The organism is Chelativorans sp. Marseille-P2723 (assembly GCF_902809845.1).
Classification (GTDB): Bacteria; Pseudomonadota; Alphaproteobacteria; order Rhizobiales; family Rhizobiaceae; genus Chelativorans.
Map to the genome: position 1 here is coordinate 683,717 of NZ_CADDWI010000013.1, position 14,287 is coordinate 698,003.

Genomic DNA, 14,287 nt, shown 5'->3' on the forward strand with positions numbered 1-14,287 from the left:
CTTGAAGGCTTCTAAGACTGTAAGATGATGACAGACATTACCATGATCGCCTCCGGCAATGCGCCGGACAGCGAGGCTGAAGCCCCCGCGGAGGGGGAAGAAGGCTCGAGTCAACCTGAACCTAGTCCCGAGCGCCGACAATCTCTGATCAACCGGCTCGCTGGTTTCCTGCGGTTCCGTAACGGGTCTTCCCTGCGTGAAGATCTGGCTGATGCGCTCTCCGAGCATGCGCCCGATGCGGCCTCGTTTTCGCCCAGCGAGCGGGCGATGCTCAACAACATCCTACGGTTGCGCGAACTGCGCGTCGAGGACGTGATGGTGCCTCGCGCCGATATCGAGGCCGTGGAACTCAACACGACGCTGGGCGAGCTCCTGAATATCTTCGAGCGCGGCGCGCACTCGCGCATGCCCGTCTATGTGGAAACGCTGGATGATCCGCGCGGAATGGTGCACATCCGCGACGTCGTTGCACATCTGGTGCGCGCGTCGCGGCAAGAGAATGGCCGTAGGCGGAAGGCGCCGGCGATCGACACGCCGCTGTCTCTCGCGAATGTGGACCTTTCCCGTCCCATAAGCGATATCAACATTGTCCGGCCGTTGCTCTTTGTCCCTCCATCGATGCTTGCTACCGACCTGCTGTCGCGCATGCAGGCCGAACGCATCCAGATGGCTCTTGTGATCGACGAGTATGGCGGAACGGACGGGCTGGTTTCCATCGAAGACATCATCGAGATGGTCATCGGCGATATCGAAGATGAGCATGACGAGGACGAGCCGCTTATCGAAAAAGCGGGTGAAGGCATTTTCCTGGTCGATGGCCGGGCCGAGATCGAGGAGGTGGCTAATGCCATCGGCAACGGTTTCCGCGCAGATGAGCACACCGAGGAAGTCGACACGATCGGCGGTATGATCTTCAATACGCTCGGCCGCGTGCCAGCGCGGGGTGAAGTGGTGCAGGCCATTCCCGGTTTTGAATTTCACGTGCTGGATGCCGATCCCAGGCGGATCAAGCGCGTGCGCATCGTTCAGGGGCGCACCGCCGACCGGCGCCGGCGTATTTTAAAGCCGCCGGAAATCTAGCCGTCCGTCTGTTTCTCCTTTGCAGGCCGCCATGCACGCGTTCACCATGCGGGTCATCTGCCATTGACCTGGCCCGGCGGTGCGGCGCACAGTTGCGCCCGTACGAGGAGAAAGCATCATGAGCGAGCAATTCGAGGCTATTCTCATCACTCGCGATGAGAAGAAGAACCAAGCTGTTGCCCATGTGGAACTGACCGAAGATGAGCTGATGCCGGGTGACGTCACGGTTGCTGTCGCGGCGTCCACCGTGAATTACAAGGACGGCCTTGCAATTACCGGCAAGTCACCCGTTGTGCGCCGCTTTCCCATGATCCCCGGTATCGATTTCGCAGGCACGGTCACTCGTTCCAGCCACCCGGAATGGAAGGAAGGCGACGAGGTCATTCTCAACGGCTGGGGGGTGGGCGAGACGCACTATGGCGGCTTTGCCGGTCGCGCTCGCGTGAGCGGAGATTGGCTGCTGCCTCTGCCCGACGGGATGAGCATGCGTGAAGCCATGGCCGTAGGAACTGCCGGCTATACCGCCATGCTGGCGGTAATGGCGCTTGAGCGCCATGGTGTGTTGCCTGACCTGGGGCCGGTAATCGTTACCGGAGCCACAGGCGGCGTCGGCTCTGTGGCCATCGCTCTTCTTGCCGCGCTCGGCTACGAGGTGACTGCATCCACGGGACGCATTTCCGAGGAAGCCTACCTGCGGGAACTCGGTGCAAAGGAGATCGTTGCGCGCGAGGCGCTTTCAGGGCCGTCCCGCCCGCTCGGCAAGGAGCTGTGGGCCGGCGGCATCGATGCCGTGGGAAGCCACACGCTCGCAAATGTGCTTTCCATGACCTGCTATGGCGGTGCTGTTGCCGCATGCGGCCTTGCCCAAGGCATGGATCTGCCCGCCACGGTGGCTCCCTTTATTCTGAGAGGCGTCTCGCTGCTGGGCATTGATTCGGTAATGGCGCCAAAACCCCTGAGGATGGAGGCATGGAGCCGTCTTGCCTCCTTGCTCGATCCTGCCAAGCTCATGGCCATTTCCCAGACGGTCGGCTTGAAGGACGTCCTGAGCGCAGCGGACGACATTGTAGGCGGACGTGTGCGAGGCCGGCTGATCGTCGACTTGTAAAGAAATGGTTGTTGCTTGGCTTAGAATTCGAGCGAAACTCCAAAATGAACGGTAAGCCTCGGCGTTCTATCCTACAACGGATGAAGAACACCGGTGGAAATCTCAAGGATTTGCCGCGGGACGACGCGGCGGTACGGGGGAGCGAAAATGCGCTTGCCGACGGGCATCCGCGTCCGTTGGATCCCCGTCCTTCACAGGACCTCAGGCTTCTTTGGTTTGGCATCCTGTCACTGCTGCTTGCCGCCGCCGGCTTGCTTGCAAACGTCCCGCCCTTCTTTGCCGTGCTCGTCTTGCTTCTCGGGTTTTCGGCGGTCGCGGCCGGCTTCCTGGCCCAGTCGGATGACTTTCCTCATCCGATGCCTGCGAACGAACCGTCGACGAGCGAGGAAACAGAAAAGCTCGCCGACCGGATGTGGGAAATGCAAGAGAGCGAGCAGCGTTTCTACGACCTGCTCGACGGCCTCGGCGATCTGGTGGTGCACCGCGACGGAAATGGCAGAATTCTTTATGCAAACCGCGTTCTCAGCGAGCTTATGGGAAGCGACGAGCGGGAGCTTCTCGGCAAATCGCTTTCCGAGTTGGGGATAGACGTTACCTTTGTGCCTGACGCCGTCTTTGCCGATGAAGAGAGGCTTAACTCGACCGATGTTGCCATCCTCGGCAAGGACGGGCTCCGCTGGTTTGCCTGGACAGAGCTTTCCATGCGGGAACGTGAAAGCGGGACCGTTTCCCATTGGGCGATTGCGCGCGACATTACTGAACGCAAGCAAGCTGAAACAGCGCTGATTACCGCCCGCGAGCGTGCCGAGCAGGCGAGCCTTGCCAAGTCTCGTTTTCTCGCGACTGTTAGTCATGAAATCCGCACGCCCATGAACGGCATTATGGGAATGGCGCGGCTCCTTGCCGACACAAAGCTTTCGGCTGAGCAACGCACCTATGTCAACGCGGTTTCCACATCAGCGAGTGCGTTGCTAGCGCTGATCGATGACCTGCTCGATTATTCCAAGATTGAGGCGGGGCGGCTGCAACTGGAACCGCAGCGGGTGGCAGTGCGCGATCTGGTCGAAGACGTGATCGAACTGATGGCCGCACGGGCCTTCACGAAGAATATTGGCCTGGGCTGTCATATCGATCCGGCAGTGCCGGAAGCCGTAAGTGCCGATCCGGTGCGGCTAAGGCAAATCCTTCTCAACCTGCTCGGCAATGCGATCAAGTTCACCGAAAATGGCGGCGTGCTGCTGACGGTGAAGGCCTCCGAACAAGCGCTTGAGCCCAAGCTTGTCTTCGCGGTCAGCGACACCGGTCCCGGAATAGAACAGAATACGATGACGCGCATCTTCCAGGAGTTCGAGCAGGGCGATACCGGTCCCACGCGACAGCACGACGGCGCGGGCCTCGGCCTTGCCATCACTCGGCGCCTGGTCGATGCAATGGACGGGAAGATAACGGTTGAAAGCGCGCCCGGCGAAGGGGCTACCTTCACCGTGGTTCTGCCCATTGTCGAGGCGGAGGAAGCGCCTGCGGAAAGCGCGCAGGTCCTTAATGGTTTGAGCGTTCTCGTTCTGACGCCGCACCTGGGAGAGGGCGAGGCGCTGGTCATGACCGTGAAAGCTCATGGCGGGCGTGCGCGGCATGTTTCCAGCGAAAAGGCAGCCGTCTCGCTGGTGCGTCGGCGCAAATCCGGTTTTGACGCTGTGGTGATCGATGCTTCTTTGGAGGACGAGGAAGGCAGCCTGCTTTTCCGCCTGAAACAGCAAGGCCTCAGGTCCGCCCAATTCTTTACCCTTATCGCCCCTAATGATCGTAGCCGGCTTTCGAACTTGCGTGGGAATGGCTATCCTGTTTTCCTTGCCCGCCCAGTGCGAGGGCGCACATTCCTGCGTTTGCTTCTCAATCGCCGACCCCCGGTCGCGTCAGGCGCAGAGATGAAGGCGGAACCAGCATCCGTTACAAAGCGGGCAAAAAGCGGCGGGCTACGGGTGCTGGTTGCCGAAGACAACGAGATCAATGCGATGTTGGCGCGCGCCGCACTTACGCGGGCGGGGCACAAGGTGAGCGTGGTCGCCGACGGGCGCGCAGCAGTTGAGAAACTCGTGGATGCCGGCCGCGCATACGACATCGTTTTGATGGACCTGCACATGCCTGTAATGGATGGCTTGGAGGCTCTCTCCAGCGTCCGCCGCTTCGAAGAGGGGGCGGGATTGCCGGCCATCCCCATCCTCGTACTTTCCGCCGACGGACAGGAATCCACCCGCCAGCGAGCGCTTGCACTCGGAGCCAGCGGATTTGTCACCAAGCCGCTCGATCCGGACCGGCTGCTCTCTGCCCTGGAGATGCACGCCCAATCATAACGAAATTCCTGCCAATGAGACCATAGACCAGAAGCTGCTTCCTATCCCGCAGCGGAAAGCGGATCTTGCGTTCACTCGCCGCTTGGCAACCACGCCCAAACGCATAAGCATTTCGGCAAGAATGCTTAACCGGTTATTTACCATGATCGGTGAAAAGTCGTGCATCGGCTTCCGGCAGCCCATGCCGCTTGTATGGGCACGGGCATCCGGTCGAGAGGGGGAATAATCTCGGGGAACTGCTGCGATCCGATCGCCGCACTCCGCATGTTCCCGCCCATCACGGTATATCAGCGGCGGCCTGGTTCGCCGCAGGGATGCGGGCAGCGCAATGAACAGTAAGCGGTCGTACCTGGAAAAGCTGAATGCGGGCAGGCAACGAAGGTCCGGCTCAGCACTCGACGAAATAGCGCGCACGCTGGATGAGCTAGAAAGCCGCCTCAACCGCGGATCCGAAATGCCAAGGCAAGGCGAGCAAGATGACGTTACGCGGCGTCTTGAACGGCTTGCCGAAAAGGCGGGTGCCCGCCATCCCGGTGTACGTGAAGCAGTGCCACGCGCGGCGTTCGAGCGCATCGTCCGCGATGTTGAGCAATCGTGGCGGCAGGACGACCACCTCGCCACGCTTGGGCAAATCACGGGCGAACTCAAGGCGTTGCGCGAAAACATGCAAGGTCTCATGGGGCATGCGCCGCGGCGGCAGGATGATGCTCGGCATGTCGAACGGCCGGTCGTTGACGCACCCGCACCGCTTCATACGGATACTGAAAGCCTTAGCCGGGAGTTCGAACGGCTCTCCGAAGCCATCACGCAACTTGCTGAGCGTCGTGACGACAGGGGCACGAAACTGCTCCGGCTGGAGATAGAGCAGATCAAGTCCGCCCTTGCAGAGCTTGCGCGCGAGGAATCGGTGCAAGCGCTGGATAAGCGTTGGAATACTCTGGAAGGTCAATTCTCCGACCTTCGGCAGTGTGCCGATCCTGCGGTCGAAAGACTTTCGGCGCGGCTGGAAGAAATCAGCGCGGCTGTTAACAACCTGCCTGAATCGCTCTCGCTTCGGTCGCTGGAAGAGCGTGTGCGGGTGCTTACTGCAGCCTTGGACCAGTTTATCGGGCAGAACAGCCAGCCGGATCTTTATGCCATGGTTGAAGAGCGGCTCGATGAAATTTCGCGAGCGATCACAGCCTCCGCGGCGGTCGCTCATGTGCCTGGTTTCGATGCTTCCGCCTTGGGCCGCATCGAGGCGCGCATCACTTCGCTCGCCAGCCAAATTGACGAAGTGATACAGGACCGCCCGAACGGCATAGTGATCGAAAGGCTGAATGCACTGTCCGATCGAGTAGACGACATTGCTCTGCGGGTAGAACTGCCGGAGCACGTAGTGGAGCGGCTGGCCTCCCATATCGGCCGGATCTCGGAAAAGCTCGACACCCTTCCTCCTCAAGAGAAGAACGATGGATTCGCCCGCGATCTTGAAGACAGGTTTGACCATCTTTCCGCGCTTCTGAAGCAGCGGCAGGAAGACGCGATCCGGCAGGGACAAAGCTTCTTCAGCGCGCTTGAAGAGCGGCTGGAGGATGTTGCCGCTCGCCTGCATGGTTCGGCTCCCGGCGGAGGGGGTGTCGATCCTGAGGTCATCCGAAGCCTGGAAGCTCAGGTTGCATCTCTGGCGTCGCATCTTGCCAAGCCTGGTCAGGACCCGGCTGATTTTGACGCGCTGGCGGCTAGGCTCGACAATATCGAACGGGTGATCGCTGAAAGCCGCGCGGCAATTCTCGACGCCGCGCGCCATGCGGCCGAGGAAGCCGTCGAGAAAATTGGCAGTGTGGAGGAGATGCAGCCTGCATCGCTTCGCCAGGAACTGGAAAAGCTCCATAACCTCACGCGCAAGGAAGGGGACCGGAACAGCAAGACTTTCGAGGCCATTCACGACACGCTGCTGAAGATCGTGGAGCGGCTTGGCACCCTGGAAGCTCGCCGCCAGGCAGAAACGATCCCCGGATCGAGCGAGGTCGAGGAGGATTGGGTGATTTCTCATGGCGAAGTGGGCGAAGCGGAGCTTCAACCGAAGCTTGCGCCAACGGATGCTATAGTGGCCGCTGCGGAAGGCACCTTGCGGGATAGTGCCGCCAAGCAAGAAAGGCAGGAACTGAAAAGGGGGCTGCTGAGCGGGTTTTCCCGTAGGTTTTCCTCCCCCCGTACCCGTACAGCCAGGAGTAATCGCGAGGAGCCAGCTTTTTCCTTCACAAGGGACAAGGTTGAGTCTGCATTCGTTCCTGTGCATGCCAACGAGCCGCTGGAGCCAGGCTCCGGCACGCCCGATCTGACTGCCATTATTCGCCGTGTGCGTGACGAACACGCGCGGCGGCAGAAAGAACAGTCAGATACACCAAAAGCCGACTTCATTGCGGCGGCGCGCCGCGCCGCTCAGGCTGCTGCCACCGAAGCCAACGCACCCGATGGTCGCAGCAGCCAACACATGCATCAGGACGGCGATGGCCGATCGGGCAAGATCTTTAAACGACATCGCAAAACAGCCATGATGACCATCGGAGCTGCCATCCTCGTTGCAGGCAGCGCGCATCTGGCCTTGACCTTCTGGAATCCGCAGGACATGCCCACACCCCTTCCCCAATCGGCAGAAGCCGAGGGGGTGGAAGAGAACAGGCCCGATGCCGAAGCCACCTCGCGCCAGCCAGCGCCTTCCAATTCGGTGCGCGCCGTCGCCGAGCCGTCTCGTCAAGATGCGGCGGCCCCTGCGGCGGACGGGCAGGAGCGCGACCCTGCTTCCGTCGAAGAATCTCTTGCCGAGAACGATGTCGGAAGCGCGCAGATTACGGCACCTGCAAAGCTTGTCACTTCGTCGTTGCCGTCTGCCGGCACGCAGGTGGCCGCCTCAGAGCCGCTGCATGTCGAGACGCCGGACATCCCAGCCGGGATCGGCCCGGAAGCACTTCGGCAGGCCGCGGAGCAGGGCGATCCCGCGGCTTTCTTCGAAATCGCCGATCGCTATGCTGAAGGCCATGGGGTTACTGCGGATCTTGTGGAAGCGGCAAGGTGGTACGAGTTGGCTGCCGGGCAAGGGCTTGCGCCCGCGCAATACCGTATCGGCAATCTTTTCGAGAAGGGCATCGGCGTTGAACGCGATCTTGTGAAAGCCAAGATGTGGTATCAGCTGGCCGCTGAACAGGGGAACGCCAGTGCGATGCACAATCTGGGCGTTCTTTTCGCCGTGGGAGCAGATGAGCCTGCCGACAACGAGCAGGCCGCCCGCTGGTTCAGGAAGGCCGCGGAAATGGGCGTACCGGATAGCCAGTTTAATCTCGGAATTCTCGCGGCCAAGGGCGTCGGCGTGCCGCGTGATCTGGTGGATGCATACAAATGGTTCGATATCGTCGCGCGTTCGGGGGATGCCGATGCGGCGGCGAAGCGGGATGAGATCGCCGATGCGATGACACCAGCCGAAATTGCCGAGGCTCAGAAAGAAGCCCTCCAATGGAAACCCCATCCGCTCGATACAGAGGTGAATGTCGTCGAGGTACCCCCGCAGTGGAGAACGAGCGGCGAGACGACCGCCAGCATCGATCCCCAGAAGGCCGTCGCGAATATCCAGACGATCCTGAACGCGGTTGGTTTCGACGCCGGCCCTGCTGATGGGGTGCTGGGCGATAAGACACGGGCTGCAATCCGTGCCTTCCAGAAACAGCACGGAATGGCCGAAACCGGTATGGTCGATGACGAGCTGGTGCATGCTCTTTTGAATATGAACAAGAGCACGCATTAACCGGCCTTTCCATGGCTTGACCGTCACGAGGCTAAATTCTGCGCCTTTTCAAGGTTTTCCCGGCCAGGGTGTTTGACATCGCCTTATTGTCGGCGCAAGAACGAAGAAATTTCATCATGCATCCCGCCGCTTTCTGCGTGCGGTGCAGCAGCTGGATTCGGTGTCACGGGTGGGCATCTATCTCCCCATCGCGGAAATGTCCGTCAACATGGTGGTTTTGCTCGCCATGGGCGGTGCGGTGGGCTTTCTATCCGGCATGTTCGGGGTTGGTGGCGGTTTCCTCATCACCCCTCTCCTGATCTTCTACAACATACCGCCGGCCATCGCCGTTGCTACGGGCGCCAATCAGGTGATTGCCTCCTCCTTTTCCGGCGCGCTTGCTCATTTCAAGCGTGGTACACTCGACGTGAAGCTTGGCATGGTGCTGCTGGCCGGGGGCGTCGTCGGCTCTTCTATCGGCATCTATGTCTTTGCCTATCTGCGCCGGCTGGGCCAGCTCGACCTCATCGTCTCACTGCTTTATGTCGGCTTCCTGGGAGCGGTCGGCGGGCTGATGCTCGTGGAAAGCGGGCGGGCCATCCGGCGATCTCGCAGCGGGCAGGTGGCTTCGCTGCGTCAATCGGGTCAGCACAACTGGATCCACCGGCTGCCTCTCAAGATGCGGTTCCGGGCCTCGACGCTGTTTGTCAGCGTCATTCCGGTCCTGGGCCTTGGCGCCATTATAGGCTTCCTTGCGTCGATCATGGGCGTGGGCGGAGGCTTCATAATGGTGCCAGCGCTCATCTATCTTCTCAAGGTACCGACCAACGTGGTGGTTGGCACCTCCCTGTTTCAGCTCGTCTTCGTTGCCGCCTATACAACCATCATTCATGCCACAACGAACCAGACGGTGGACATCGTTCTCGCCTTCCTGCTGATGCTGGGCGGCGTTGCGGGTGCGCAGTATGGCGCGCGGGTTGGTCAAAAACTGCGCGGGGAGCAGTTGCGCGCGCTGCTGGCGCTACTCGTCCTGGCGGTGGCCCTGAGGCTTGCCTTCGATCTCTTTGTCCGTCCTTCCAGTGTTTATACGATCGGCATTGGAGGCGTGTAGATGGGAAGCTGGACCAGCTGCGCCCTCGTTGTTTTGCTTCTCGTCTCCGCCTTACCGCGAACGGCCGATGCGCAACAGCAGGAGCAGGCGCCGGAAGGCATTGAAATTGGCCTTTCAACGGATACCGTCTTCATAACCTCCGATTTTTCAGGCGCGAATCTGACCATCTTCGGTGCGTTGGACAATATCGATCCGCTCATCAGCCGGCAGGGCGGTTATGACATCATCGTCGTCTTGGAAGGGCCGCGCCGACCTGCGGTGGTGCGCAAGAAGACGCGGGTTCTGGGCATGTGGATCAATACGCAATCAATGACGTTTCGCGACGTGCCTGCTTCTTATTCCGTCGCCCTGACACGCCATCCGCAGGACATTACCGATGCGGCGAACTACCGACGCCTGTCACTGCGAGCCGAAAACATCAATTTCCAGGCGGTGGATCCGGGAAGCACCGCGGAAACCGTCGAGGAATTCAACGCCGCCCTGCGCGGACGCATGGAGGAAGTGGGCCTCTACGACGAACGCGTGGGCGGAGTGCAATTCCTTTCGCGTAACCTTTTCCGCGCGACGCTGCACCTGGCGCCTAACGTGCCGGTGGGAACGCATAGGGCGCGGGCCTTCCTCTTCCGCACCGGGCTTTTCGTGCGCGAAACATCGGCTGCCCTTACCATCCGCAAGGCGGGAGCGGAGCAGCGGGTTTTCGAGCTCGCTCACCAGAGCAGCTTCCTTTACGGGTTGTTCGCTGTGTTCCTTGCCATGATGACAGGCTGGATCGGGCGGATCGTCTTCAGGAAGGATTGAGGCTGGCGCCAGGCGGTCACGCAGGCCGCAGCATGCAGCTTGCGATGGGGTACACACGCTCGCGGCCCAGCATGTAAGCGGTAAGCGCCTCATACCGGAAAAGCCCGGCGAAGGCGCGGTCGAGCACGTTCAGATTGCCCGTAAGACTGCCGAAAGCAGGCATTATGAGCCGGATGCCATCATATGCGAAACAGGCGCGCCGCACTGAGCGTCCGCGCCGTACAATGCGGGCGCCGGGGTGCAGATGCCCCGCAATCTCCCCTTCCGCGCCGTGCGTCGGCTCATGGCGGAAGACGAGATTGCCGAACGCAAGCTCGCCGACCGAGCGGCCCGGCAAACCTTGGGGAGGGGCAGGGTCATGGTTGCCAGCCACCCAGTACCAATCACGCCCGGTCATGAGTGCAGTCAGTTCGTCGCGGTAACGCGCAGGTAAGCGGTCCGAACCCCCGGCATCATGAAAGCTGTCTCCGAGGCTGACGACCACCTGCGGCTGATGGCGCAGGATCACTCTGCGAAGACGCTTCAAAGTGACTGCCGTGTCATAGGGCGGAAGGAAGGAACCGCGACAAGCTAAGGAGGAGCCTTTCTCCAGATGCAGGTCCGAAACGACGAGCAGGCGTCTGGCCGGAAAAAAGAGGGCGCCCAAAGGGTCGCACAGTCCTCGTTCCCCAGCGATGGTGATACCGGTTCCCCCGCCAATGGAGGGGCTTATCCTCTCCACCATATTCATGCGTTGCCCATAGCCTCTTCGATCAAGTTTTCCGCCGCCTCACCCAGAAGGGCCTCGGCGGCGCTGCCCGGAACCTGCTCCCGGCCGATCTCCAGCATGACGGGCACGGCGAGCGGCGAAATCTTCTTCAGATCCTTATGCATGATTCGGCCCCGGATGCGCGATAGCATCTCGCCCAGCCGCCCAATGTCGAGAAGGCCTGTCGCCGCATCCTGCCATGTGGCCCGAAGCAGAATATGATCGGGTTCGTGCTCTCGCAGCACATCATAGATCAGGTCGGACGAAACGGTCACCTGCCGTCCGGACTTCTCCCTGCCTGGATGACGCCTTTCAACGAGCCCGGAAATGATCGCGCAGTTGCGGAAGGTGCGTTTAAGCAGCCATGAATCCGCCAGCCAGCTTTCCAGATCGTCGCCCAGCATGTCCTCGTCGAACAGCCGCTCCAGCGAAAGCGCCCCGCTTGCGATCATGGCGCCCATATCGCCGAGGCTCCAGATGGCGAGGGAGTAATCGGTAGCGACGAAGCCGAGCGGCCTGGCGGCGGCCCTCTCCAGCCTGCGGGTCAAAAGCATGCCGAGCGTCTGGTGCGCCAGTCGGCCTTCAAAGGGGTAGGCGACCATGTAGAAGCGGCTGCCGCGCGGGAAAGTTTCGATCAAAAGATCTTCCTTCCGAGGCAATGTGGATCGCTCCTGTTGAATTCTCAGCCAATCTGACACCTGATTGGGCAGTGCCTGCCAGCGATTCATATCGGCAAGCATTGCCCGCACTTCGGAGGCAAGATAGGTGGAGAGCGGAAATTTCCCGCCGGCATAGGCGGGCACCATTGCATCCGTTCCCGCAGCCGAGGTCACATAGGCCTCGTTCTCGCGAATGCCTTCAAAGCGCAGCACCCGCCCGGAGAAAAGAAAGGTGTCTCCCGGTGCGAGCGTTTCCAGGAAATACTCCTCCACCTGCCCCAGCACCAGACCGCCACGAGCCGCACCGTTCGCAGTCCTGCGCCGGATGAGTCGGACAGTTAGCATCGGCTCTTCCACGATGGTGCCAATATTGAGCCTGTACTGCTGCGCTGCGTTCGGGTGTGAGAGACGCCAGCGCCCGTCCCTCATCCGGCGTATGCGAGCGTAACGCTCATAGGTCTTCAACGCATAACCACCCGTTGCGACGAACTCGACAACCCGGCCGAAAGTGGTGCGGTCAAGGCGCTGGTAGGGCGCTGCGCTGCGCACCTCCTCATAGAACTCATCCTCGTCAAAAGGCCCGGCGCAGGCGCGGCCCAGCACGTGTTGCGCCAGGACATCGAGCGTACCTTCCCCGATAGGCGGTGTGTCCTGCGCGCCCAGATAATTGGCTTCGAGCGCCGCTCGGCACTCCATGACCTCGAAGCGGTTGGCAGGCACGAGGATGGCGCGGCTCGGCTCGTCCATGCGGTGGTTGGAGCGGCCGATGCGCTGGGCGAGCCTGCTTGCGCCCTTTGGCGCACCGACATGGATGACGAGATCCACGTCGCCCCAGTCGATGCCGAGATCGAGAGTCGAAGTGGCGACAATAGCCCGCAGGCTGTTTGTCTCCATCGCCTTTTCCACCTTGCGCCGCTGCGCGACATCGAGCGATCCGTGGTGGAGGGCGATCGGCAGGTTTTCTTCGTTGACGTGCCAGAGCGCGCGGAAAAGCATCTCCGCCTGGCTGCGCGTGTTGACGAAAAGAAGCGTCGTCTTGTGTCGCGTGATAGCCTCATAGATGGCCGGTATGGCATAGAGCGCCGAATGCCCCGCCCACGGCACACGCTCCTGTGTCTCAAGTATCGTTATTTCGGGCTTGGCTCCTCCGCTCACGGTCACGATCTCCGCCGGCGCGCTCGCGGGGTTCTGGTCCACGAGCCATTGGCTTAGCGCATCCGGGTCCGACACAGTTGCAGAAAGGCCGATGGACATGAGGTCCTGCGCCAGCCGGCGCAAGCGTGAAAGCCCCAGTGCAAGAAGATGCCCGCGCTTGGAGGTGACGAGGGAATGAAGCTCGTCCAGAACCACATATTCCAGGTCTGAGAAGAGCCTGTCGGCTTCCGGCGAGGCGATGAGCAGGGCAAGCTGCTCCGGCGTTGTGAGCATTATGTCGGGTGGCGCGAACTTTTGGCGCTGGCGTTTGTGCGCGGGCGTGTCCCCCGTGCGTGTCTCGATACGTATATCGAGGCCCATTTCCTCGACAGGCTTTGAAAGATTGCGCTCGATATCGACAGCCAAAGCCTTGAGCGGCGAGATGTATAGCGTGTGTATTCCGCGTTGCGGCTCGCCTGCCTTAAGCTTCGGACGACTTGCGAGATCCGTGAGTGCAGGCAGGAAACCGGCCAGCGTCTTGCCTGCGCCTGTGGGGGCAATGAGGAGCACCGAGCGCCGCTGGCGCGTTCGCTCAAGCAGTTCAAGCTGGTGGGGGCGGGGCGACCACCCGCGCGCCGCAAACCATTTTCGGAACGCGGCGGGCAAAAGGTCGGCGCGGTCGCCGGGAATGGGGTTCGACTTTTCCAAGGAGGCTAGAACTAGTCCAGAGCAGACAACTAGCCAAGCCACAACCGTTCTATTGATTAAATGGTGGAAGTGCCGCCAGGGCCCGGCTTTGATAAAACGATTTGGTTCCAGCGGTGGACAGGAACCTGAGAGTGCGGTAGCGGGAAATCCAGCGACGAGGACGGAAGCGGATTGGACGGTTTACAGAAAGCTCTCTTCCATAAGATCATGCGCTGCCCGCTATGGCGCCTCCCGGCATTCATGCTGCTGGGACTTGCGCTTCTCGGCTATGGTGGGCTGCCCGCCAGCCCGCCTCTGACCCCCCATTTCTTCCGCGCCGTGTTTTCTGCGGCCGCACAGGTTTACGCGCTGCCAAATGGCCGGTTTCAGCCGATGCAGGCAAAGGAGCGGCGCAGCCGCGAGGTCCTTGCCGAAATGGATACCCTCCAGCCGAAGGAGCTCTCATCGTCAGCCTTCGCAACGAAGGCGCTCGAATTCGCAGTCCCTTTACGGCATGCAACCGCTGTTGCCCGTTCCGGAACGGAAATGCCTTTCCATTTGGCCATTTCGTATTTCTCCCAGGCGCCGCCTGCCTTACAGATGATTTAGCACGCAGCCCGTACTGCCTCGCCCGGTCAGGTGCGTCACGGCTGCCTCTTGCAATTCGCCGGGAATCAGAGACGTTATGGCCAGATTGAACCATTCCGCCGGTCGGCCGGTTTCGGGTCTTTCGAACATCGAGGGAAAAGCGGTTCTCAGCGCGGCACACCTGGCCGCATGCTGTCTCGCTCGAACTGGAGGCAACGGGAAATCCCTGCGGCCTGACAATGCCTTTGCGGATGGGCGTGGGC

Annotated in this window: 9 protein-coding genes; 7 read left to right on the plus strand and 2 right to left on the minus strand. The window is 60.9% G+C overall.

Annotated features, from left to right (window positions below; all coding sequences use genetic code 11):
- Positions 1 to 27: 27 nt before the first annotated feature.
- The 6 genes from HUS57_RS14650 to HUS57_RS14675 all read left to right on the plus strand — a co-directional run bounded on the left by HUS57_RS14650 (position 28) and on the right by HUS57_RS14675 (position 10,208).
- On the plus strand, positions 28 to 1,080 hold the full coding sequence (locus HUS57_RS14650; RefSeq protein WP_173935211.1) for a hemolysin family protein: 1,053 nt from the start codon (positions 28 to 30) through the stop codon (positions 1,078 to 1,080).
- A 118-nt stretch (positions 1,081 to 1,198) separates the two neighbouring features.
- Positions 1,199 to 2,188, plus strand: a complete 990-nt coding sequence (locus HUS57_RS14655) for an MDR family oxidoreductase (RefSeq protein WP_173934636.1) — start codon at positions 1,199 to 1,201, stop codon at positions 2,186 to 2,188.
- 44 nt (positions 2,189 to 2,232) lie between these two features.
- A complete protein-coding gene (locus HUS57_RS14660; RefSeq protein WP_246727884.1) occupies positions 2,233 to 4,539 on the plus strand; it encodes a PAS domain-containing hybrid sensor histidine kinase/response regulator in 2,307 nt (768 codons plus the stop codon).
- Positions 4,540 to 4,867: 328 nt separating this feature from the next.
- A complete protein-coding gene (locus HUS57_RS14665; protein ID WP_173934637.1) occupies positions 4,868 to 8,320 on the plus strand; it encodes a peptidoglycan-binding protein in 3,453 nt (1,150 codons plus the stop codon).
- Between the two features lie 169 nt (positions 8,321 to 8,489).
- Complete coding sequence (locus tag HUS57_RS14670; RefSeq protein ID WP_173934638.1) at positions 8,490 to 9,410, plus strand: sulfite exporter TauE/SafE family protein; 921 nt, start codon at positions 8,490 to 8,492, stop codon at positions 9,408 to 9,410.
- Entirely contained in the window at positions 9,411 to 10,208 is a 798-nt protein-coding gene (locus tag HUS57_RS14675; RefSeq protein ID WP_173934639.1) for a TIGR02186 family protein, read from the plus strand.
- Between the two features lie 16 nt (positions 10,209 to 10,224).
- Here the strand turns inward: HUS57_RS14675 and pdeM are convergent, their stop codons facing one another.
- Positions 10,225 to 10,938, minus strand: a complete 714-nt coding sequence (gene pdeM, locus HUS57_RS14680; protein WP_173934640.1) for a ligase-associated DNA damage response endonuclease PdeM — start codon at positions 10,936 to 10,938, stop codon at positions 10,225 to 10,227.
- A complete protein-coding gene (locus HUS57_RS14685) occupies positions 10,935 to 13,457 on the minus strand; it encodes a ligase-associated DNA damage response DEXH box helicase (RefSeq protein ID WP_173934641.1) in 2,523 nt (840 codons plus the stop codon). The genes pdeM and HUS57_RS14685 overlap by 4 nt, the downstream gene beginning before the upstream one ends.
- Before the next feature lie 171 nt (positions 13,458 to 13,628).
- On the opposite strand from HUS57_RS14685, the gene HUS57_RS14690 reads away from it, so the two are divergent.
- Positions 13,629 to 14,045 carry a hypothetical protein gene (locus tag HUS57_RS14690; RefSeq protein ID WP_173934642.1) on the plus strand — a complete coding sequence of 139 codons (417 nt, stop codon included), beginning with the start codon at positions 13,629 to 13,631 and terminating at the stop codon, positions 14,043 to 14,045.
- Positions 14,046 to 14,287 lie beyond the last annotated feature (242 nt).